Genomic DNA, 21,525 nt, shown 5'->3' on the forward strand with positions numbered 1-21,525 from the left:
CAACAAAAAAGAAGGTGGCCTAAAAATCAGTTTTACTGACTTTATCGGCAACCTTCTTTTATAAAGTATCTTCTTTTTGTAATTGCTTTTCTTCTTTCCAAAGCTTTCCTGGCCAAAAAGCGAAGCGTCCTAAAACGACTGTAATTGCAGGCACTAACAGTGGTCTTACAATAAATGTATCTAGCAGTACACCGATTGCTGTCACAATACCGAATTGAACTAGAACTTGAATTGGTAGCGTACCTAACACTGCAAATGTTCCTGCTAAAATTAAACCTGCTGATGTAATTACACTACCTGTTTGTATAACACCATTTTTAACTGCTTCTAAATGATTTTGTTTCTTTTTATTCTTCCATATTTCTGAAACCATAAAGATATTATAATCTTCCCCTAAAGCAACTAAAAATACGAATGCATATAACGGTATTGCACCTTGTATTGCGGGAGCTCCCATACCGAAATGCAGTAAAATCCATCCTGCTCCTAGCGCTGAGAAGAATGATAAAACGACAGTTACAATTAAATAAATCATCGCGACGATAGAACGTAAGTAAACAAGCAATAATAAAGCGATAATACTAATCATCACAGGAATAATAACCGCTTCATCACGTTCTGTTATTTGTTTTGTATCATATAATGAAGCTGTTTCCCCGCCAATCCACAATTGATTTTCTGCATTACTAATCCCTGTGTCTTTTAATACTTTTTTTACACTACTTTTCAATTTAGGGATTTGATCTAATGCTTCAATTGAGTACGGATTTTCCGCTAAAGAAACTTCATACATTTGCAATTGATTATTTTCTTTTCCCTTCATTGGTTCTTTCACTTTATTAACAAAAGATAATTTCTCTATTTCTTGTTTAATAGGTAAATCTTTTCCTTTTGAATCAACTACAATCTTTACCGGTGCTAATTCTCCAGCTGAAAAATGATCAGTAATTAATGTAAATCCTTCACGTGATGGCATATCTTTCGGGAATGATTCTAATAAATCGTATGTGTATTGAATACGTGGTACAAATGAAGCCAATCCCCCTAATAAAAATACAGTTAGCATAATAATTGTCCATGGTTTACGTACAACAATATTACCAATCTTTTTACTAAAGGCCCCCTTTGTAGTTTTTACTTTTAAAACTTTCTTTTTCGCAAACTCTTCATTCATTGCAGTTGTTCTCGGTATGAATGGGAAGAATGCAACTCTACCAAAAATTAATAAAAATGCCGGAAGAATTGTTAATGCAGCGATTCCCATTATGAAAACAGCAACACTAAATGGTACTGCAAATCGATGAAACGCTCCATAATGTGCAAGTAATAATGTTCCTAATCCTAATACTACAGTTAGTGCACTCATTATAATTGCTCCGCCTGATGCTTTTATCGCAAGTTGCAACGCTTTATATTTACTTTCTTCTTCTAGTAAATACTCCCTATATCTTGAAATTAAAAATAGACAGTAATCCGTTCCTGCTCCAAACAGTAAGACTGTCATAATCGATATAGCCTGTGCATCTACTTTAATCCATCCATTGTCTGCTAAAAAGCCCAGTGTCGGACTGATAATTCCATATGCAAAGCCAACAACGAGTAAAGGTAAAATTGCTAAAATTGGAGAGCGATACAATAAAATTAATAAAACCAATACAAGTAATACAGTAGCAACTAATAATTTCACATCAGCTTGACTAAATAAACTTACTGCATCCGTTTGAATACCTACAGGTCCAGATAATCGAACATGTAAACCAGAGTCGGTAATTTTTTGTTTGAATGGATCTTCATCCACTTTACTATTCACTATTTTTCGTAACTCTTCTAAATTACTTTTTAATATATCCGTTCCAGCAGATTTATTAAAGAATATTGGTGTGACAAATGATGTGCCATCTTTTGATGCACTTTTTAATAATACTTGTTCAGGAATTGTATCAAATGGTGGTAACAATGATTGCTCTTTTAAAGGGTCCGTTTTTAACTCTTTATAAACGTCCTGTATTAATTTGTAGTCTTTTGACTCTAACCCACCATCTCGATGCCATACTACTAACAACGGATTTCCTGCATTATTAGGAAATTCTTTTTTCATAAGTGCTTCAGCTTGCTGTGACATAGCTGTTTCAGGTAAATTTTTCGGATTCGGTTCTTTCATACTGTTTACTTGTGGCAACGTAAATGAAAGTAATAATGTAATAAGAATCCAAACCGATAAAGTTATCCATTGCGTATTCTTCCCTGCTACAAGCTTCCCTAACATATTTAACGGGTGCTTTTTCATAAAAACCCACCTTCCTTTTTTCCTCCAATATTAATTATATATACTGGTCGGTTAATTAATCAAGAATGATTAAAAAATTATGTTATAATTATCTCAATAATAAATGTCAGGAGCGAATGTATTTGGATCAAAAACAACGTCCTCTCGGAAGACCTCGTCAAAATAAAAATACAAAGTCTACAAAAGAAATCATTTTAGAAGTTGCAACTAGGTTATTTCTCACTCAAAATTATCAAGTTGTTTCAATGGATGAGGTCGCGAAAGAATGTGGTGTTACAAAAGCAACCGTCTACTATTACTATTCAACAAAAGCGGATTTATTTACCGCTACTATGATTCAAATGATGGTACGAATAAGAGAAAATATGGATCAAATCCTCTCTACAAATAAGACTTTGGAAGAAAGATTATTGGACTTTGCTACAGTATACTTACACGCAACGATGGATATTGATATGAATAATTTTATGAAAGATGCAAAACTCTCTTTATCTGAAGAGCAATTAAAGGAATTAAAAAATGCCGAAGATAACATGTATGAGGTATTGGAAAAATCAATTGATAATGCGATGCACATTGAAGAAATACCTAAAGGAAATCCAAAATTAGCTGCTCATGCTTTCGTAGCTTTATTATCAATTGGAAATTTTAAGGATGAGAATCACAATCCTATTCTTGCAAATATAGATGAATTAGCAAAACAAATCGTTTCGTTTTATTGGAATGGGTTAAGTCATCAAAATTAAATTGATTATATTTAATAAAGAGCACGTTTGAAATTCCTTCAAACGTGCTCTTTATTAATTTAAGGGTTTTATTTATATACTAGCAATTAGATTATACTTTAGCACCGATTAACAATAAATTCTTATCTACAGCTTTTGAATTTGTGCATTTATATTCCCCTTACTTAATCCACCATGGTAACAAACTACCGAATCAATTTCTAGATTTAAATACTTCTTCAAAGAATTTTGCGCTTCTTTTATATCCAAAGTAGTTGGGGCATGAATTCCCCCTAAAATTCCGTTTACGCTATACATTGAATCCCCAGCGATAAGAGTTTTGCTTTGCCTCAAATATAAACTAATATGACCAGGAGTGTGCCCTGGGGTATGAATAATAAGAATACCACCGCAATATGGAAGTTCTTGGCCGTCAACCAAAGTATCATCCACTTTTCCTTTCGGAGGATTTTGTACTTGTGCAGCCTTCAATAAAGGTAACTCCCCCTCGATATATGGCTTATCTAGCTCGTGAGCATAGACTTTCAGATTACTTCCACAGTTTTGTAATAGTTCAGGAAGACTACCTATATGATCTATATCTTGATGCGTCAAAATCACGACTTTTAGTTTATCAAACGATACTCCAACCTTACCCATTTCTACTCGTATATCTTCAATTTGTCCAGGAAATCCAGTATCTATTAAAACTGCCATTTCATCATCCCATAAAAGAATTGGGTGAATAATAAATTCTTGAAACTCAAGTTGTAACAGTTCTACCCCTTTAGCAATCTTCATAACTTTATGCTCCTTTATGATAAAGTTTGAACATATGTACAAGTACACCGAAAGTATAAAGCCACGCTATCTTATAATATGTTTTTTCATCCCAATTGAGAATGCCTCAAACCCAATAGATTCATAGTAAGATTGCAAATTTTCTACACACATAAGTTGTGGAATAACCTTATTGTATTCACAATGCTGTATTAATCGTTTCACTATTTCTTTCCCAATGCCACTAGACTGATACTTTGGCAATACACCTACTCCACAAATAATGCCTGTTATTACTCCATCTGATATAACACGCCCCATCCCTACTAACTTCTTATCATCAAAAACATAAATTACATGCCAACTTTGTTTACACATTTGTTCCAATTCATTAACCGTTAATTTAAGAGAATTCCATCCTAAAGATTCATATAAGGCTAATAATCCATTGAAATCCGTTGGATGTTCAATTGTGTAATTTATACTATTATTCATGTGAATACTCCTTATTCTCTCGTTTGTTTGTATTTCATAAAATTATCCTTAATATGAAATTAACTTAAACAAACTTCAATAAGAAAAATATAATTCCTTCTCAACATAAAATAAAAAGAAGTTAACCTCACCTAAGTTAACTTCTTTTATATAAATCTATCATTATATTATCAACCAAAAATCATACAGCTACAGACGATAAGAACAAACAAAACTAATAAACTATTTGAGAAATAACCCATAGTATACTACCCCTTTATTTAATTATGTTAAAGATTTTACCATAAAATTATTTATAGCATAATAACTGTAAAAGACATTACATGCATTAGTTATATGTATTTAGTAATATTTTATTTTCTATCATATTATCCTACCCCAAAAACACCTCTTATACTCTTCTACTTCTGTTTGTATAGTTCCAAAAATAATAACATAGTAAATATTTGTTTACTATAATCAATTAAACAATTTGATTAATCATTAAAATAGTAATAAAATAATTACTAAATACATAAAGGAATCGAAAATAATGCCCCAAAACGAATACATGAATTTATTATTAAATATGTCAGGTACTTTCAAATTATTATCAGAGAAATCCACTGAATTTACGCATTTAGAGCAACACATAGTTGAGTATATTGCCCAGCAAAAAGTCGCTGTAAATTTAAAAATGATTGCTAGTTATTTAAACATACCTAAACAACAATTAAGTGTAACCGTTCTTGAGACTCCCACGACTAAAGTCGCAAGCCCGAATCCTTACGGAATTACGGGTGGGATTCTTGAATGACTAAGCGTTCGCAGTCCATTTCTGTTTTGAACAGCCTTCAAGATGAGGGCATCTCATTGCCCCTCCTAAACCAGACCATATAGGTGCTTAGGCTGATTGACTGTTACCATCAATCACAGTTGCGTAGCGAATATTCATCGCCCCAACGATATCACGGTGTGTCTCAAACCCACATTGACACTTGTACTTTCTGTCTTGTGCCCTGTTCTTTTCAGCGCATTTCGGACAGCTTTGACTTGTATACGCTGGATTCACATATTCAACCTGAATATCAGCTAATATCGCTTTATATTCAATAAATTTTGACAAACGATAGAATGACCAAGTGTGTAGGTTTTTTTCGTTTTTACGGCTTGTTCTTGCCGTCTGTCTTATATTCGTTAATTGTTCTAATCGAATGACAGAAATATGATTTGCAATCGTAAAATTAATAATTTCACGACTTATTTTGTGATCTTTATCTTGCATCCATCTTTGTTCTTTATCATCCAATCGCCGAATCGCATTCACTTTTTTGGCTTTTCCTAATTTCTTACGAATACACCGAAACTTACGCTTCTTACATTTGTTTTGCCTACCATTTCCAAAAAAACGAATCTTATCATCATCATCTGTGATTGCTACCGCGGGGACCTTGAGACCTAAGTCTACTCCTAAAATTTTCGTTCCTACCCTTTCATTTGTAGGAAGCGTGACAGTTATTTGGGCCATCCACTTATTCGATTTCATTGTGATGCGAAGTGTACCTAATTTATGTTTTAACAGATTCAGATTGCGATTGTTTTTATCGCTAAATAAAGCTCGGATTTTTACACGAGTCGATTTTCCATTTCTCTTAAACGGGATTGAAATATGAGTAGAGTCAAATGAATAATTCTGATTGTTCCATATACAAACAGGTCTCTTTAGAATCGGAATGATTTTATAATGGCTTTTCTTTACTTTTGTAGCAAACAAACTTTTTGCGTCTTTAATCGCTTGATTCTTCACCGCACTTGGGATATTTGCTTCAATATCTTTTGTGCTTTTTTTCGTACTTTTCTTTGCTTTAACCATTTCCGATACAAGTGTATTTATAACTTTAATATATTCGTGACTACTTTGTTCCAATAAACGGATTTGTTCTTTTGTTGGAATCAATTTCACTTTCACTGTTAGGGTCTGTGACATACGTTTCATCCCCTTGTTTTTTGATTTGTAGCATCGTTCATTTGATACATTTCTAGCAATAGAAACAAAATAAGAACGTGTCCATAAACTTTGCAACTGCATGAGACGAGGAGATTTTTCTCTCAAACACTTTGAAACGTTCTTCTATAATCATTTATTCTCGTTACAATATATCATTTATTTTCGAAAAATTACAACAAAAACCCCTGGAGAAACTACCTATACTTTGGATACTTAAAGTACCACGAACCTTGCGATTTTTAGTGGTACTCCGTATCCAACCTCACTTTCATCCCATGCCTAAAGGCAATGGGCTTTCTCGTTCGGAAAGGGCTGTAAAAAAACAAGATACAGTAGATAAACGAGCTGTTTTAATTTCCTTAACAGATAAAGCTGAAAAAGTACATTATGAAAGCTGGAAACAAATTTATAATAATTTCACTAGTAATCTTGAAAAACTCAGTGAAGAAGATCAACGTGATTTAACTTACGGACTGTATAAAATAAATAAAATGCTATCAAAAATGCTAAATAACGACTAATCATATATATATGATGTTTTTTATTATTAAATGGAGGACGTTTCATGGTTAAAAAAATAGATTTACAATCAGTTCAAGGTACTATGCTTATTCCACTATGGGGACGAGCATATGGTAGTGAGAAAAACAAGGAGTACATGCTTCAGTTATAGTTTGTCACTATTTGGGTTATAAATCAGTCATTTTATCTTTATCTGGATTCTCCCCCAAACTAATGCGCTTTTCTCCTTTTCAATAGTTTCGAGTTAGGTCGGGCTCTCTAAAGATTGCGTACGTTCCAAACAATCTCACCGCGCTCGTCCCACGTACTGTGATGCCTCTCAAATCCTATCTTTTCTAACACCCTGAAGGACGCAACATTCCAAGCGCCTACAGTCGACCAAAGTCTGTGGCGCCCGGTAGCAATCGCAGCGTCCAGCACAGCGGATGCTGCCTCAGTCGCATATCCTTTACGATGAGCACTGCGGAACAACTCGTATGCGATTTCCGGCTCTTCCAGTGTGGAACGACCGATAATCAAGCCACAGTATCCGATGAAATCACCTTCGTCTCGTCTGCGAATAGTGAGAAGGGAAATGCCATTTTCGACTGCTCTCTTGCGCATCTCGATAAGCTGGCTACGAACGGCGTCAAGGGTTGGCATATCCACACCACGTTCGCCAATTAACTCTCTCATCCAGGCTGAATCGGATTCCTCCCACATACTCAGATCAAGTCGTTCAGTTTTTAGCTGGAACTCCATAGCTTTAAATAAAGCTGTCATAGTGGAAACCTCCTAGTTATATCACTGCACTCATAATAGCTTCGCATCTCATCACCACATCAGGTTGGAAAATAGATTCGCGAATCTATTTTCCAACTCTCGCGAGAGTTTATAGCACAGTGTACAAAAAATTAGTGTTATTTTATGCATAAGTACTTACCCTACCAAATAGACCTTTTTGTCAAACTTTTTTCAAAACTAACTATAATATAAAGGCAAAAACATATTGTACATATCAAATAGGTCCTTTCCTTTCCTTTCCTTTTATTGACTTCAACAACTATAACCTAAATATAATTCGGGCGAGGTCTTCTTTATTTATCTTTCAACTAAGCTAATTGCTAACTCACGTTTGTATCGAATAGATGTGAAACCTTCGCTTACAGGTAGCCCATAAGCTGGTCTTTCATCTTGGTATTTAAATCCAACTGCTTCATAAAATGGAATTCCCATATCATTATCTTTTGCAACTGAAACCCATTGTTCTTTTGCACCACGTTCAATTTGATCATTTGTAATTATAGACAGTAATTCTGTACCAATGCCTTCTCTTTTTCTATTTGGATTTAAATATATTACAAATAACTCTGCTGTCTCTTTACCAGTGAAACCACCTCCACCAGCACCGAGTATTTCTCCATTATCACTTGCAACAAACCAGCCATTCCACATTCCACTCTTGGCTAATATTTAATATTTCATTTCTCACCCTGTCATCATTGTAAAATTCCTTAATCGTACTTTCTATGTATTGCTGAGGCAACAAACCTGGGTATGTATTTCTATAACCGTCTGAACACACTTTAATAATCCCTTGTATATCTTCTACTCTTGCTTTTCTGTATTCAATCATATTGCATCCTCCCCAATTATAAATAAACAATTCACAACTTATATAATTCAATATTCAAACAATTAATCCTATCCGTGTTTTTATACTATATTTCTAAAAACTCTATAATCGTTTCACATACATTATCTGTTTCTTCGATATCTGGAAAATGTGTACTATTTTCAAATATAACAAGTTTACTATTTTTCATATGACTCGTTATCCTTTTACTCATTTCCACACCAGTATTATAGTCATACACTCCAACAATGACACATGTATCTTGTTCCAAATCATTAATGCGCTCAATAAGCGGTACAATTGATTTCGTTTCAAAAATAACTTTACTCATCTTCCCTGTATTATTTAAATGACTTTCTTCCCAAAGACTACGATTTAACTTTGCAAATTCTTGATTTTTAAACAATAGCCGATCAACAACTTCAGTATCAACAATGTTCCAAACTTGATTGTTTTTTTCTTTCAAGGAGATTTCCGACTTACTAATTATAGATATTTGTTCTTTCATGTTCCCTTCCGTTACTTTTAGGAACCCATCTATCTGCACCTTATACACTTCATCATAATCGTCTAATAATGGTGCCTGTAATACCATTTTCTCAACTGCTTCCGGATATGTTAAAGCATACTCTAAACAAAGTTGTCCACCAAAAGAATATCCTAACAAATTTACCTTGTTTATATTTAATCGCTTTCTTAATTCCTCTAAATCTTCTGCTAACGTATTTATAGAATAGGCATTGTCATCTTGAGGTGCCTCGCTACGCCCACAACCTCTTTGTTCATAATAAACTACAGTTAAATATTCTTCTAATTTCATTCCCAGAGTTCTCTCAAATACATAATGATTACCACCTGGACCTCCATGTATAATAATGAGAGGAACTGTATTATGAGCCGCCCCTGCAACTTTACACCAATGTTTAATACCGGATATATCTAAATAAAGTTCACCATCTTTTAACATATAATGAATCACTTTGCGTCTCTCCCTTATGTATAATGCCCTTACTATTAGGCTTTCATTTTTAACTAACTACTAAATGTATAAGTTCGCCTTCCGACTAAGTCCTACTTCAAAATGAATTTTATCCCACCACAAATCGAGATCACATTCACTTATATTTTTTCTTTACATACTTAGCTCTCCCCTTTAAATTCATATTAATTTTTCAACAGGCGAATAATTGCTGCATTTTTCCATATAAAGTCCAAACAAATTTCACAACAAAAGCTGTACCCTTATACAAAAAAAGGTACAGCTTTTTAACAACGTGCACTAAGAAGTTTATTATCCTAACTAAATCCCTTTCACATGACTTCAATAATTCATTTGTTAACATGCATTTCAAATTCTTTCGATACATTGAATCCATAGCATTGTTTAATTTTTATAATTGAATAAAACAAATTTAACTAGGCTACATTAACACCTTTATTCTTCAAAACAAACTTTCCAAATAAGAAACGTACAAACGGTCCTATTATTATTAATTGAAGTGGGTACGCCATAATAAAATTTTTAATAAAAACCGAAAAATAAATTGTAACGAATGAGTCACCATGTAACCCATTATGTAAATACATCATAGCCATTCCGTAAAATGACATAAAGAATACCATTCCAATTACCAATGTTGTTGCCATCGCAATAATCATGTTTACTTTTTTTGATTTATCAAATGGTAATGCAAATACAATCTTTTTCGCACACGGTCCAACGATACATATTTCAATTAATAACGCAATAATAAATCCGATAACAAGTTCTATTAAGATCCCCTTAATATGAATTGGCCCTCCTGCTCCATTCATTACTACATTGTAAAACGTCATAACGATAACCATCCCGAGGCACATCATCATACCAAATTGGAGGTTTTCCTTTCTTGTTGTTGGCAATTTCTATCATCCTTTCTGTTTAAGTCTTTGTCATTATATCGATATTGGAAACTCCTTCGTAAGCGGAAATTTTGTGAACGTTTTGCGAACGTTTTTAAATCAATTTCAGATCTCTCCCCTTTTTCACTTGAATTCTCATGTTCTATAACTTTATTTTTTTATAAAGGTTTTACATATCTCAATGTTGTATTACTATATATAACATTTTTTCGATACCAATACTTAAAAGTAAGGAGATTAAATAATGGAACAAACTATTCATATTGACGGTTTCGTCAAACCTGGATTTGAAAAAGTTAAGGATGCATTTATAGAAAATTTTACAACTCGTGAAGAATTAGGGGCGGCATGTTGTATCTATTTCAACGGTGAGTGTGTTGTTGATTTATGGGGTGGGTATCGTGATCACCAAACTAAGGAATTTTGGACAGAAGATACAGCAGTTCTCATATTTTCTGGGACAAAAGGGTTTGCTGCTCTTGCATTAGCTTTAGCCCATTCAAAAGGGTATATAGATTACAATGAAAAAGTATCTACTTACTGGAATGAATTTGGGATAAATGGAAAAGAAAATATTACAGTCCGGCAGTTACTTGGACATACAGCGGGATTATGCTGTATTAATGAATTACCATTACATACACTTAGTGACTTTGATACCAAAAACGTTGCCCCATATTTAGAAACTATGAAACCAGCTTGGGAACCTGGTACAAAACACGGCTATCATACTTGGACAATCGGCTGGTATATAAGTGAGTTAATTCGTCATGTAGATCCAAAGGGCAGAAGTCTGACTCAATTTTTCAATGAAGAAATTTCATGTCCCTTGCAAGCCGAAATGTATATTGGTATCCCCTCTACCCTTTCGGATGAACGAATAGCGACTATTAAAGGAATCCAATCTATCTTTGATATATTTAAAAACTTCGGCTCCTTCCCTAAAAGCTTACTATGGGCATTAATGAATCCAAAATCATTAGCAAAACGTAGTATGGTTGATCCAAAAGGATTATTAGCTCATGATAATTTCAACAGAAGAGAATTACGAGAAGTAGAATTCCCATCTGGAAATGGTATTGGAGTAGTACGTGATATGGCCAAAATATATAGCGAATTTGCTAGTGGTGGTCCTCACTTAGGAATAATCCAACATACATTAGATGAATTATCCAAACCACCTATCCAAACGAAAAATGGCTGGCGTGATGCTGTCCAAACCGTCGACACGGCATTTTCATTAGGGTTTTTCAAGCCGTTAACAACCGGTTCTAACTATGGAAATCCATCTTGCTTTGGTCATCCTGGTGCAGGTGGCTCCTTATGTTTTGCTGATCCAATTAATCGAGTCGGTTTTTCATATGCAATGACACGAGTTGGTATGCAAATGTTTGATGACCCTAGAGAAACAGCAATCCGTAAAGCTTTTTATAAAATAATTCTATAATTTCCGTTTATATATGAAAAAACGCTAGGAGGAAAATCATGAACAAGAACGAATTTTACGTTTATCACGTTGTTACTAGAAAAAAAATGAACCTCGGACAAATCATTCACTTTGACAAAAATCAAACTAATACCCTCTATCACTTCTTTTTTGAAAGAGAACAATTAAATTCTCATGATGAAGACTCCATTCAAATTTTAAAAAGATATTATATCAATGAGGAATTACATATAAATAATGAAAGTGCTAAAGTAGTTATAAATTATATAGATCAAACAATTAGAGCGGTTAGAGAAACGATTGTAGAAATGGTCAGACTGCAAGAATTCCCTGAATATCCCTCAAGGTTGTCTTGCTTATATGCTTCCAAAAGCTATGAAGATGCTTTGAAATGGAAAGCGCTATTTGATTCTTACAATCGAAAAGTTTTGCAGATTGTTAAACTACGAGTGATCGGTAATTCTTTTGAAGGTGATGCAAATCTTTTACCGAAAGAAGATGGTATTCCTTTCGCTCAAAAAATGGAACAGGCTAGAGAGTATTGGGAAGGAAACGTTAGAAATGAACTTCCTGAGCTATTGATTAACGGGCAAATTGAAGTGGTGGAAATTATTGATGACTTTGCCTCAATTCATATTTAATTCCTAACTAAATCATATAGGATGGAGATTATTATGAAGAAAAAAGTATACTTCAATCATGATGGCGGTGTAGATGATTTAATTTCGTTATTTTTATTACTACAGATGGACAATGTGGAACTGACTGGAGTCTCTGTTATTCCAGCAGATTGCTATTTAGAACCAGCAATGTATGCAAGTCGTAAAATTATCGATCGTTTTGGTAAAAGTAGTATTGAGGTAGCAGCGTCCAACTCTCGTGGGAAAAACCCATTTCCAAAAGACTGGCGGATGCATGCATTTTATGTAGATGCTTTACCAATTTTAAATGAGTTTGGAAAAGTTATAACACCCGCGGCAGCTAAACCTGCACATCATCATATAATAGAGACTCTTCTACAAACTGATGGAAAAACAACTTTATTATTTACAGGGCCCCTGACTGACCTTGCCCGTGCACTATATGAATCTCCAATAATCGAAGATAAAATTGAACTTCTCGTTTGGATGGGCGGTACATTTCGTACTGCGGGAAATGTACATGAGCCAGAACATGACGGAACAGCCGAATGGAATTCATTTTGGGATCCCGAAGCAGTAGCTCGTGTTTGGGATGCTAATATAGTAATTGATTTAGTAACTCTAGAAAGTACTAATCAGGTTCCACTAACTTTAGACGTACGTGAACGTTGGGCAAAAGAGAGAAAGTATATTGGTGTTGACTTCCTTGGTCAATGCTATGCAAGGGTCCCTCCTCTCGTTCACTTTTCAACTAATTCTACCTACTATTTGTGGGATGTATTAACTGCTGCTTTTGTTGGGAGAGCTGATCTTGCAAAAACAAAAAAGATTACTAGTATCGTTCATACATACGGACCCAGCCAAGGACGTACAGTGGAAACTGCTAACGGAAGACCAGTAAATGTCGTTTATGATGTAAAACGTGATGCATTCTTTGAATATATTACTGAATTAGCTAAAAAAGCTGCTAATCACAACCAGTCTTGAAAGTGGTATAAACCCAGATGATGGGCCAGCAAAAAGATTTAGAAATTGGTTGGGACTAAATATTTAATTATTAAAAAGAGTATTGAATTAATTTTCAATACTCTTTTTGTACAGTTAAATTGCATTTGGTCAGAATAAGCATCAATTTAATTAAAGTTAGATTTTACAGATTAACCATTTCATAACCATTTACAAAATACTCTATTGTTTCTAGCTCATCTTCATTTAATTCTCTATCTAGTTCTTGTTTATATGCTGCTTTTATCTTCTCTTCATCACCTTTATGTGTTTCCGTATAAGTTCCTACTGTTTTTAGCAAATGAATTTCTTGTGAAAACTCATCCCGATTTATAGCTGTCCCATGGGAAAGAATATATGTCTCAGCATCAAATTTCTCTAATTCTTGTATCAGTTTAAACGTTCGTTTCGTTGTATAGTTCCGCTTTGTAGAAAAGATATCTGCATATATACAGTCTCCTAAAAACAAAATCTTTTCTTCTTTAATATAAATAACAACAGAATCATGTGAATGGTCTCCGCCCACATGCTCTAACACACATGTCACATCACCAAGGTCTAATTCAAGTTGTTTCTGAAAGGTTAAGGACGGTGGAATAATTTGAATATTTCTTGTTTGTTCACTGAACTCTTTTTTTATACAATCCGCACAAAATTCAATTTCTGTACCTTCTTTCACTCGTGCGTCCAATGCCTCATCTGACCACTCATAAGAAACAAGTGCGTTCATCTCTTTTTTTGTTTCAGAATGTGCGATAGACAATGCATTTTGTAGTACAGGCAATCCAAAAATATGATCCCAGTGCCAATGCGTCAATGCTACAAAATCAGGATTTGAGATATTTTGCTCTTTTAGCATTTCTAAAAACAATTGTGCATGTGCTTCTGAATTACCTGCATCTATCATCAAAGTCTTTTCTTTTCCAACTACCATTCCTAAGATAGGTCTATCAGTCTCGGAAACAGGTGTCATATACCAAAATGCGTTTCCTATTTTTTTAATTTGCTGCATAACTATTGCCTCCATTTTATGACTGTGTGAAAATTTCCAGCCGAGAAATTTCTTTATTCTTTATTTTGATTACTAGTAAATAACAATGTCAGAAATGAAATCATTCTACATTTTTTATTATCTAGTGAAATACAAATACTAATATTGACAAAGGTACCCTTTCTCAACATTTGTTACTTTCAATCTATTTTACGCTAAGAATTTACATTTAAATTATATTACAATCTGTATAAATGAGATACATTTTACAATATCGAAGAAGTGTTGAACCTTGAATACAAAGGAAACAATCATTCCCTATTTCGGTAATGTGTTAACAGATACAGAGTTGATCAATCAATGAATTTAATGAGGAGGGCTACCATGTTATCAGCTGAATAAAAGCAGCAACTATACAGTTGCTGCTTCCAACATTTCTTTTTGTATTTCAACACGTTTGATTTGATGAGGGTCTTTAGAAAGAATTTTAAATACATATCCTTCGCTATTTACTGTTTGCCCTTCTTGGATATCATAATTCTGCATCAGAATCCAACCACCAATCGTGTCAACATCACTATCATTCATATGTAATCCTAGTAAATCATTTAATTCGCTAATTAATACCTTGCCTTCTACGACAACATGACCTTCATTCATTTGCTGGATGGGTGGACGCTCATCTTCATCGTATTCATCACGTATTTCTCCTACAATCTCTTCCAGAATATCCTCAATGGTTACAATACCAGCCGTACCGCCGTATTCATCATATAAAACAGCCAACGGAATACGTTTCTTTTGCATTTGTAGTAAAAGATTATGTATTGGTATGGTCTCAATTACTTCAATTACTGGACGCGTATACGATTGAATAGAACTGAATTCTTTTGTTTCCTTATTCATATAACGAATAAAGAAATCTTTCACATTCAACATGCCAATGATTTCATCTTTATCTTCCCCAAATACTGGGTAACGTGTGTACTTTTCATCACGGATTATTTTCATATGGTCTGCTAAAGAGTTATCTACATGTAGCCCTATAATTTCTGTACGGGGAACCATGATTTCTTTCGCAATACGATTATCAAATTCAAAAATATTATTTACATATTTGTATTCAGCTTGATTAATTTCTCCACGTTCATAACTTTCAGAAAGAATCAATCGTAATTCTTCTTCTGTATGTGCTACATCATGCTCTGATGCAGGTTTTAAGCCGAACATTCCTGTTATCATCCTTGCAGAGCCATTTAACAAGCGAATAAAAGGATACATGATTTTGTAGAACCAGATAAGCGGAGCCGAAAGTAATAAAGTAACCTTCTCAGCCTTTTGAATCGCCAATGTTTTTGGTGCTAATTCACCAACTACAACATGTAAGTACGTCATTATAGTAAAAGCAATTCCTAAAGATAATACACCTGCAATGGAAGGATTGATGTTCCACTTATCAAATAAAGGATGTAAAAGTCTCTCAATCGTTGGTTCACCTAGTGCCCCGAGTCCCATTGCTGTAACTGTAATCCCTAATTGACAAGCTGACAAATATTCATCCAAGTTTGATGTCACTTTCTTAGCTGCCAGCGCACCCTTCTTTCCTTCTAATACAAATTGATCAATCTTTGAACCTCTTACTTTTACAATAGCAAACTCAATTGCCACGAAAAATGCAGTACATGCGATTAAAACCACTACCATGATTAAATTAAATATGTCCAACTAATTCCCTTAGCTTCCTTGAAACTAAAGGATTCACCTCCTGATATATTTTCTCTTTCCATACCTACAATTTCATACACATTAACATGAGATTGTATAAAATCTACATTCTCAAAATGATGAGGGGTACTCTGAGAAAATCGAGGTCATTTAGCCACCTATCCGAGTCAACATCTGAGTCCAATACATTTCCACCGCCTTGATTAAATTATCTATATGTTAGCATGAGAAATAAATCCCAGTCAACATTAACATTTTGTATACCCTGAAATTTAAACAAAAAGCTTCTCTTTCCTGTTACATAAAATCTCTTAATGCGTGCATCAAACACTATAACATACCCTTCGCTTCCACTAACTATATTATTTTTTATTCATTATTTACATTCCTTCTCACAGTAAAAAATAAAGCGCAGTAATTTTTATCAGACTTTTCGAAAACACTTTGACACACATATTAGCCAATGCTAATATGAATGAAGAATAAACATATTAGTAATGACTAATACGATTGGAGTGAATACGATTGTGCAACTCAAATGACTTAGATATTAAAGCCAAATTTATTCGAGGCTTTGCTGATAAAACAAGACTTCAGATTCTTCAATGTATGTTGGATGGTGAAAAAACGGTATCCGAAATTGTAGAAATCACTAAAGGAAATCAGTCAAATATCTCACAACATCTGAACTGTTTAAAGGGATGCGGCATCATCCTAGGTAGACAAGAAGGAAAATATGTCTACTATTCCTTACGCAGTACACAAATTGAACAGTTACTTACAATGTTCGATGTTGTCTTTCATGAGGTACAAAATGAAGTAGCATCATGTGATAAAAACGATGGTTGTTTATCTCAAAAAGGAGAGAACTGACATGACAGATAAAAAGATGAGCGAAAAACAAGCGAATTGCTGTCAAGATCCTTCCATAACACCCACAAAAGAAGAATTAGTAAAGGAAACTTCATCGTGTTGCTCTTCCAAAAAAGAGATTCCTATTGTGCCAGTTGCTAAAAACACTTCTTGTTGTAATGGTGAAACCAAAACAGAAAAAGAAGAAACTATAAAAGCAACATCGTCATGTTGCTCTTCTAAAAAAGAGATTCCAATTATCCCTATTACTAAGGAAACCTCTTGCTGTAGTAGTAACAACAATTCTATTAAAACTGAAACCTGTTGTTCATCTGAATTAGCCCTACCAAAAGAATCAGTGACATCAAAATCTTCTTGCTGTAGTGATAGCTCATGCGAAGACCCATCACCTCTTCTTAATAATCAGAAAATATCAGGAGATGGCGTACAAACTTATCTTGTAGAAGGTATGGATTGTGGGGCATGTGCTTTAACAATCGAAAAGCATCTACACAACGTTTCTGGCGTGGAGGAAGTTCGAGTAAACTTCGCTACTGGAAAAATGCATATTCGTCATGACCGAAATGTGGATGACATTATAAAAGAAGTGTCCAACGCAGGATTTGAAGCGTCTCTAGCTGGAGCTCGTAGAGGATCAACACCTGTTTCCAAATCAAAAAATACAACTTTGATTCTCTCAGGTTTATTTTTAGCTTTAGGATTTGGAGGAAGTTTTACAATCATATCCCCTCTTCTTATTACACTTCTCTATGCTATGAGCATTGGTATTAGTGGTTATAAACCTGCTAAAAGTTCTTTTTATGCAATTAGAAGTAAATCCCTCGATATGAACGTTCTCATGATATCGGCCGCTATTGGTGCTGCATTAATTGGTCAATGGCTAGAAGGTGCAACAGTTGTTTGGCTATTTGCATTAGGGGCAACGCTACAAAATAAATCAATTGAACGTACACGAGAATCCATTCGCGGATTAATTGATTTAGCACCATCAGAAGCTTGGGTAAAAATTGGAACTGAACTTATAAAAAAATCTGTTGATGATATTGCAGTGAATACAACGATTGTTGTGAAGCCAGGTGAAAAAATCCCATTAGACGGAACAATTACAGGAGGTACTTCTACTGTAAACCAAGCGCCGATAACTGGTGAATCTATCCCAATCGATAAACAAATTGGTGATTCCGTATATGCAGGAACTATCAATGAAGAAGGTTCGCTTGAGATTACAGTAACTAAACTTGTTGAGGATACTACGTTATCTCGAATTATTCATCTTGTGGAGGAAGCACAGGAAAAGAAAGCACCGACAGAAGCATTTGTGGATCGTTTCGCAAAAATCTATACACCTATCGTTTTTGTATTAGCAATTGGTGTCATGATTATCCCTCCCCTTCTTGGTATGGGCGAATGGATGGAATGGATTTATAAAGGATTAGAACTTCTTGTTGTTGCTTGTCCTTGTGCTTTAGTTATCTCAACTCCTGTTGCTATTGTATCTGCAATTGGAAATGCAGCAAGAAACGGTGTACTCATTAAAGGTGGTACTGCTCTAGAAATCGCAGGTTCATTAAATGCTATTGCGTTTGATAAAACAGGAACATTGACTGAAGGAAAACCAAAAGTAATGCATGTGCGAAGCGTAGATTGTACTGAAGATGAGTTATTATCCATTGCTGCAACAATCGAAGAATACTCTAATCATCCCATTGCAAAAGCAATTACAGCATATGCGAAAGAGCATCATACTTCTATCCATAGTGGAACGGACTTTCGCGCCATTGTAGGAAAAGGTGCGCAAGTAACGATAGATGGCGAAACATACTACGCTGGAAATAAAGCATTATATGAAGGTTTTGGAGTTTCACTTCAAATGTGGAACGAACCGATTCAGGAGATGCAAAGAATTGGTCAAACCGTAATACTTGTTGGAACGAACAAAGTAATTTTAGGAATGATTTCAGTAGCAGATTCCATTCGTTCTACTACTTATGGAACAATTCAAGAATTAAAACAATCAGGTATTCGAGAAACTGTTATGTTAACAGGAGACAATGAAGGAACAGCTGAACACATTGCACAGAAAGCAAAAGTAGATCGCTATTTTGCTAACTTACTTCCAGAAGATAAGGTTCATTCTGTCAAACAACTTCAATCTGAAGGAAAAACAGTGGCTATGATTGGGGACGGCATAAATGATGCCCCTGCCCTCGCTACTGCAAACCTAGGGATTGCAATGGGCGGTGCAGGAACTGATACCGCAATGGAAACGGCAGATATTGTATTAATGGCAGATAATCTTGAAAAACTTCCTTATACAATGAAACTAAGTCGGAAAGCATTGCACATTATAAAACAAAATATTTGGTTCTCATTGATTATTAAATTTATCGCCCTTGCCTTTATCTTCCCAGGTTGGCTTACTCTTTGGATGGCTGTCCTAAGTGATACAGGCGCTGCACTTATTGTAATCCTTAACAGTATGCGTTTATTACGAAACAAATAATAAGATAAAAACTAACACGGTAGTTTAGGCTACCGTGTTAGTTTTTATCTTTTCTATATTTTTCCCTTTCCATTGGTGATAAAACTTTTACAATGGAACAATTCCGTAGATGTAAGAACGCTTCGGAGCCGCAGCACTTTCTTTCTATAAGAACGAACTGATTACGATACCTTATACTGATTCTTTAACAAGAAGACCCTTTAGGCTTTTGCCTAACCGCCATTTATCTCCCCCTACTCATTGGTCCATTTCCTACCCATCCCTTGGGGTCGGAGCTGTTCAAGATTGATCAAAATGGATTCAACTTTTGAGATTAATTATTTAGCTTTTATAAAAAAAGTTTGATCATTTTCTGTCTGTATTGTTCAATAATCGCGCCCTTTAATGGAATAACTATCTTAAAATCACTTAATCCTTAATTAACTATAGATTTAGTTGAATAAGAAAACATAGTTGTAGTTTGGTTAGTTAATTTTGTCCCTTTGAACCTGTGCAATTTGACGTCATCACATGTTATTTATCTATATTGGAAATAACTGCTCCAGTCATGGCATCAATGTACTGGATGGAGGTCCTGGAATGACGATCACACGCTCGATAAACAAGGATATAGGATTCTGTTTCACTATCATAATTTTTGTTCCAAGCTAATTCAAAATCCAAATGATTGATAAATATTTCACTTGCTTCTTTTTTTGAAATAACCGGTTCAACAGGGATTTGGCTCAATTGTTCCATATCAAAACGCGGTCCACTATAATGATCAACCTGTCCTGTTTGACGATTAACAACAACCATAACTAATTCAAGTTGAATTGGTATACCATGACCGTTATGCATATGGAATGTAAATGATTCTTTCATTGAAGAATCATCCTCTTCTTCCTCGTTTTCTCGAACAATCAGTTGTAAATACCGATAATAATCTGGAACAATCATTTGTAAAAACGCAATGGCTTTTTGATAACATGCCTCACGACTAAGTCTAAGATCACCACTTCGTTCATTAAACCACATAAAGCTTCTGATTTTACCAGTTTTCTTTGAAATGAAGGCTTTAACTGTATCTTCTGACTGTCTTTTGAAAAAGCCATTTATAGATAAATCCGCTTCCTTCATCTCCCAGTCTCGATTACGCCACACTATGCCCGCTTCTTCTCCCATATCTACTTCACGAATGACTTCCATCCTCTCGGTAATACCAATGATATCTTCAATAGATAAATCTTTTCGTACGGTCGTACTCGAAGGAGGAGTAAGCAAGACATATGTTTGCGGAGCGTCTTCGTCATGTATAATCGTTAACGTTGGTTTCAAAACGTCAGCTTTATATTTCATAAAAAATTGCTCAGGTTCGTACACAAGACGGAGTCCATCTACTGCTACATCATGAGTAGCAGTAGACAACTTTGCAATTGTCAGTTGAAAATTAAGTCTATTTTGTACGTGTTCAACCAGTTTTTCTTTTGAAATCAACATTTTTGGAATAACAAGAATCCTTTTTACACCTTTATATGTAAAGTTAACAATATTCCCCGCGAGGTCTATATCAATATAACAACCAGCATGTTCTAACGGTAAGTCCATAACGATTTGTTCATAGTAAAAACGGTCTGCACAAGTAATTTTTTTTGTTTTATAGTATGTTAAATCTTTTAATGCTTCAGGATAATGGCTAAGTAAGAATTGTTCGGCACATTCTCTTTTTTCCTCTATATTTAAAGGAATCACATCTGAATTTTTATCGTTATTATCAATTGTTAAACCAGTCAAATTACCAGATAAATCCAGATTAACAGTAATACCCTCATCTTGTTCTTCGTTTGTCCATGAAAAAATAGCCTCTCCTTCTCCATTCTCTCGCTCAACATACTCCTCTATGAGAGGTTGAAAATGACTAGGAATTTGGACCATCGATATTGCACGTTTCTTTAATTCTTCTCTTAGCAAGCAAGCCACCTCTGTATTTTTGATATTTCTTTCTCTTTCTCAACTATTTTAATTTTACATTACTTAAAAGAATTGAT

General features: G+C 34.5%; 17 protein-coding genes and 5 pseudogenes. 10 read left to right on the forward strand and 12 right to left on the reverse strand.

Annotated features, from left to right (window positions below):
- Positions 1 to 58 precede the first annotated feature (58 nt).
- Complete coding sequence (locus ACE38F_RS16510; RefSeq protein WP_215556315.1) at positions 59 to 2,287, reverse strand: MMPL family transporter; 2,229 nt, start codon at positions 2,285 to 2,287, stop codon at positions 59 to 61.
- Positions 2,288 to 2,409: 122 nt separating this feature from the next.
- Here ACE38F_RS16510 and ACE38F_RS16515 point away from each other — a divergent pair, with 122 nt between their 5' ends.
- Positions 2,410 to 3,033: a TetR/AcrR family transcriptional regulator gene (locus tag ACE38F_RS16515; RefSeq protein ID WP_375369205.1), complete on the forward strand. Its 624-nt coding sequence runs from the start codon at positions 2,410 to 2,412 to the stop codon at positions 3,031 to 3,033.
- 126 nt (positions 3,034 to 3,159) lie between these two features.
- On the opposite strand, the gene ACE38F_RS16520 is transcribed toward ACE38F_RS16515, so the two are convergent.
- Together ACE38F_RS16520 and ACE38F_RS16525 are read right to left on the reverse strand one after the other, a co-directional pair.
- Positions 3,160 to 3,813 (reverse strand): MBL fold metallo-hydrolase, encoded by a 654-nt coding sequence (locus ACE38F_RS16520; RefSeq protein WP_375369206.1) that lies wholly within the window; start codon positions 3,811 to 3,813, stop codon positions 3,160 to 3,162.
- A gap of 66 nt (positions 3,814 to 3,879) precedes the next feature.
- Positions 3,880 to 4,287: a GNAT family N-acetyltransferase gene (locus ACE38F_RS16525; RefSeq protein WP_215556312.1), complete on the reverse strand. Its 408-nt coding sequence runs from the start codon at positions 4,285 to 4,287 to the stop codon at positions 3,880 to 3,882.
- Between the two features lie 532 nt (positions 4,288 to 4,819).
- Here ACE38F_RS16525 and ACE38F_RS16530 point away from each other — a divergent pair.
- Positions 4,820 to 5,014: pseudogene (locus ACE38F_RS16530) on the forward strand (MarR family winged helix-turn-helix transcriptional regulator); the annotation flags it as partial.
- Between the two features lie 156 nt (positions 5,015 to 5,170).
- Here ACE38F_RS16530 and ACE38F_RS16535 read toward each other — a convergent pair.
- Together ACE38F_RS16535 and ACE38F_RS16540 are read right to left on the reverse strand one after the other, a co-directional pair.
- A complete protein-coding gene (locus ACE38F_RS16535; protein ID WP_375369208.1) occupies positions 5,171 to 6,253 on the reverse strand; it encodes an RNA-guided endonuclease InsQ/TnpB family protein in 1,083 nt (360 codons plus the stop codon).
- Positions 6,254 to 6,289: 36 nt separating this feature from the next.
- Positions 6,290 to 6,388 (reverse strand): annotated as a pseudogene (locus ACE38F_RS16540) (IS200/IS605 family transposase); the annotation flags it as partial.
- Here ACE38F_RS16540 and ACE38F_RS16545 point away from each other — a divergent pair.
- Entirely contained in the window at positions 6,385 to 6,795 is a 411-nt protein-coding gene (locus tag ACE38F_RS16545) for a MarR family transcriptional regulator (RefSeq protein WP_375369209.1), read from the forward strand. The pseudogene ACE38F_RS16540 and the gene ACE38F_RS16545 overlap by 4 nt on opposite strands.
- 44 nt (positions 6,796 to 6,839) lie before the next feature.
- Positions 6,840 to 6,935: pseudogene (locus ACE38F_RS16550) on the forward strand (class I SAM-dependent methyltransferase); the annotation flags it as partial.
- 119 nt (positions 6,936 to 7,054) lie between these two features.
- Here the strand turns inward: ACE38F_RS16550 and ACE38F_RS16555 are convergent.
- From ACE38F_RS16555 to ACE38F_RS16570, 4 genes and pseudogenes are all read right to left on the reverse strand, one after another.
- Complete coding sequence (locus ACE38F_RS16555; RefSeq protein WP_341306799.1) at positions 7,055 to 7,558, reverse strand: GNAT family N-acetyltransferase; 504 nt, start codon at positions 7,556 to 7,558, stop codon at positions 7,055 to 7,057.
- A 318-nt stretch (positions 7,559 to 7,876) separates the two neighbouring features.
- Positions 7,877 to 8,411 (reverse strand): annotated as a pseudogene (locus ACE38F_RS16560) (GNAT family N-acetyltransferase).
- Positions 8,412 to 8,496: 85 nt separating this feature from the next.
- The gene (locus ACE38F_RS16565; RefSeq protein WP_375369354.1) at positions 8,497 to 9,378 is read right to left on the reverse strand and encodes an alpha/beta fold hydrolase; all 882 of its coding nucleotides are present in this window, start codon (positions 9,376 to 9,378) and stop codon (positions 8,497 to 8,499) included.
- 449 nt (positions 9,379 to 9,827) lie between these two features.
- Positions 9,828 to 10,313: a DUF2798 domain-containing protein gene (locus tag ACE38F_RS16570; RefSeq protein ID WP_375369211.1), complete on the reverse strand. Its 486-nt coding sequence runs from the start codon at positions 10,311 to 10,313 to the stop codon at positions 9,828 to 9,830.
- 244 nt (positions 10,314 to 10,557) lie between these two features.
- Here ACE38F_RS16570 and ACE38F_RS16575 point away from each other — a divergent pair, with 244 nt between their 5' ends.
- The 4 genes and pseudogenes from ACE38F_RS16575 to ACE38F_RS16590 form a co-directional block, all read left to right on the forward strand.
- Positions 10,558 to 11,760, forward strand: a complete 1,203-nt coding sequence (locus ACE38F_RS16575; RefSeq protein ID WP_375369212.1) for a serine hydrolase domain-containing protein — start codon at positions 10,558 to 10,560, stop codon at positions 11,758 to 11,760.
- Between the two features lie 38 nt (positions 11,761 to 11,798).
- Positions 11,799 to 12,401 (forward strand): DUF2441 domain-containing protein, encoded by a 603-nt coding sequence (locus ACE38F_RS16580; protein ID WP_215556307.1) that lies wholly within the window; start codon positions 11,799 to 11,801, stop codon positions 12,399 to 12,401.
- A 33-nt stretch (positions 12,402 to 12,434) separates the two neighbouring features.
- Positions 12,435 to 13,388, forward strand: a complete 954-nt coding sequence (locus ACE38F_RS16585) for a nucleoside hydrolase (RefSeq protein WP_375369214.1) — start codon at positions 12,435 to 12,437, stop codon at positions 13,386 to 13,388.
- Positions 13,366 to 13,455, forward strand: a pseudogene (locus ACE38F_RS16590) (SMI1/KNR4 family protein); the annotation flags it as partial. The gene ACE38F_RS16585 and the pseudogene ACE38F_RS16590, both read left to right, overlap by 23 nt.
- A gap of 96 nt (positions 13,456 to 13,551) precedes the next feature.
- Here ACE38F_RS16590 and ACE38F_RS16595 read toward each other — a convergent pair.
- Both ACE38F_RS16595 and ACE38F_RS16600 read right to left on the reverse strand, forming a co-directional pair.
- The gene (locus ACE38F_RS16595; RefSeq protein ID WP_215556305.1) at positions 13,552 to 14,418 is read right to left on the reverse strand and encodes an MBL fold metallo-hydrolase; all 867 of its coding nucleotides are present in this window, start codon (positions 14,416 to 14,418) and stop codon (positions 13,552 to 13,554) included.
- A gap of 390 nt (positions 14,419 to 14,808) precedes the next feature.
- Entirely contained in the window at positions 14,809 to 16,122 is a 1,314-nt protein-coding gene (locus tag ACE38F_RS16600) for a hemolysin family protein (protein WP_215556304.1), read from the reverse strand.
- A gap of 525 nt (positions 16,123 to 16,647) precedes the next feature.
- On the opposite strand from ACE38F_RS16600, the gene ACE38F_RS16605 reads away from it, so the two are divergent.
- Positions 16,648 to 16,995: an ArsR/SmtB family transcription factor gene (locus ACE38F_RS16605; protein WP_002109853.1), complete on the forward strand. Its 348-nt coding sequence runs from the start codon at positions 16,648 to 16,650 to the stop codon at positions 16,993 to 16,995.
- Between the two features lies 1 nt (position 16,996).
- Positions 16,997 to 19,498: a heavy metal translocating P-type ATPase gene (locus ACE38F_RS16610; RefSeq protein WP_375369215.1), complete on the forward strand. Its 2,502-nt coding sequence runs from the start codon at positions 16,997 to 16,999 to the stop codon at positions 19,496 to 19,498.
- 513 nt (positions 19,499 to 20,011) lie between these two features.
- Here ACE38F_RS16610 and ACE38F_RS16615 read toward each other — a convergent pair.
- Positions 20,012 to 21,448 carry a YcdB/YcdC domain-containing protein gene (locus ACE38F_RS16615; protein WP_375369217.1) on the reverse strand — a complete coding sequence of 479 codons (1,437 nt, stop codon included), beginning with the start codon at positions 21,446 to 21,448 and terminating at the stop codon, positions 20,012 to 20,014.
- Positions 21,449 to 21,525 lie beyond the last annotated feature (77 nt).

The organism is Bacillus altaicus (genome assembly GCF_042136375.2).
In the GTDB taxonomy this organism is placed as follows: Bacteria; Bacillota; Bacilli; order Bacillales; family Bacillaceae_G; genus Bacillus_A; species Bacillus_A cereus_U.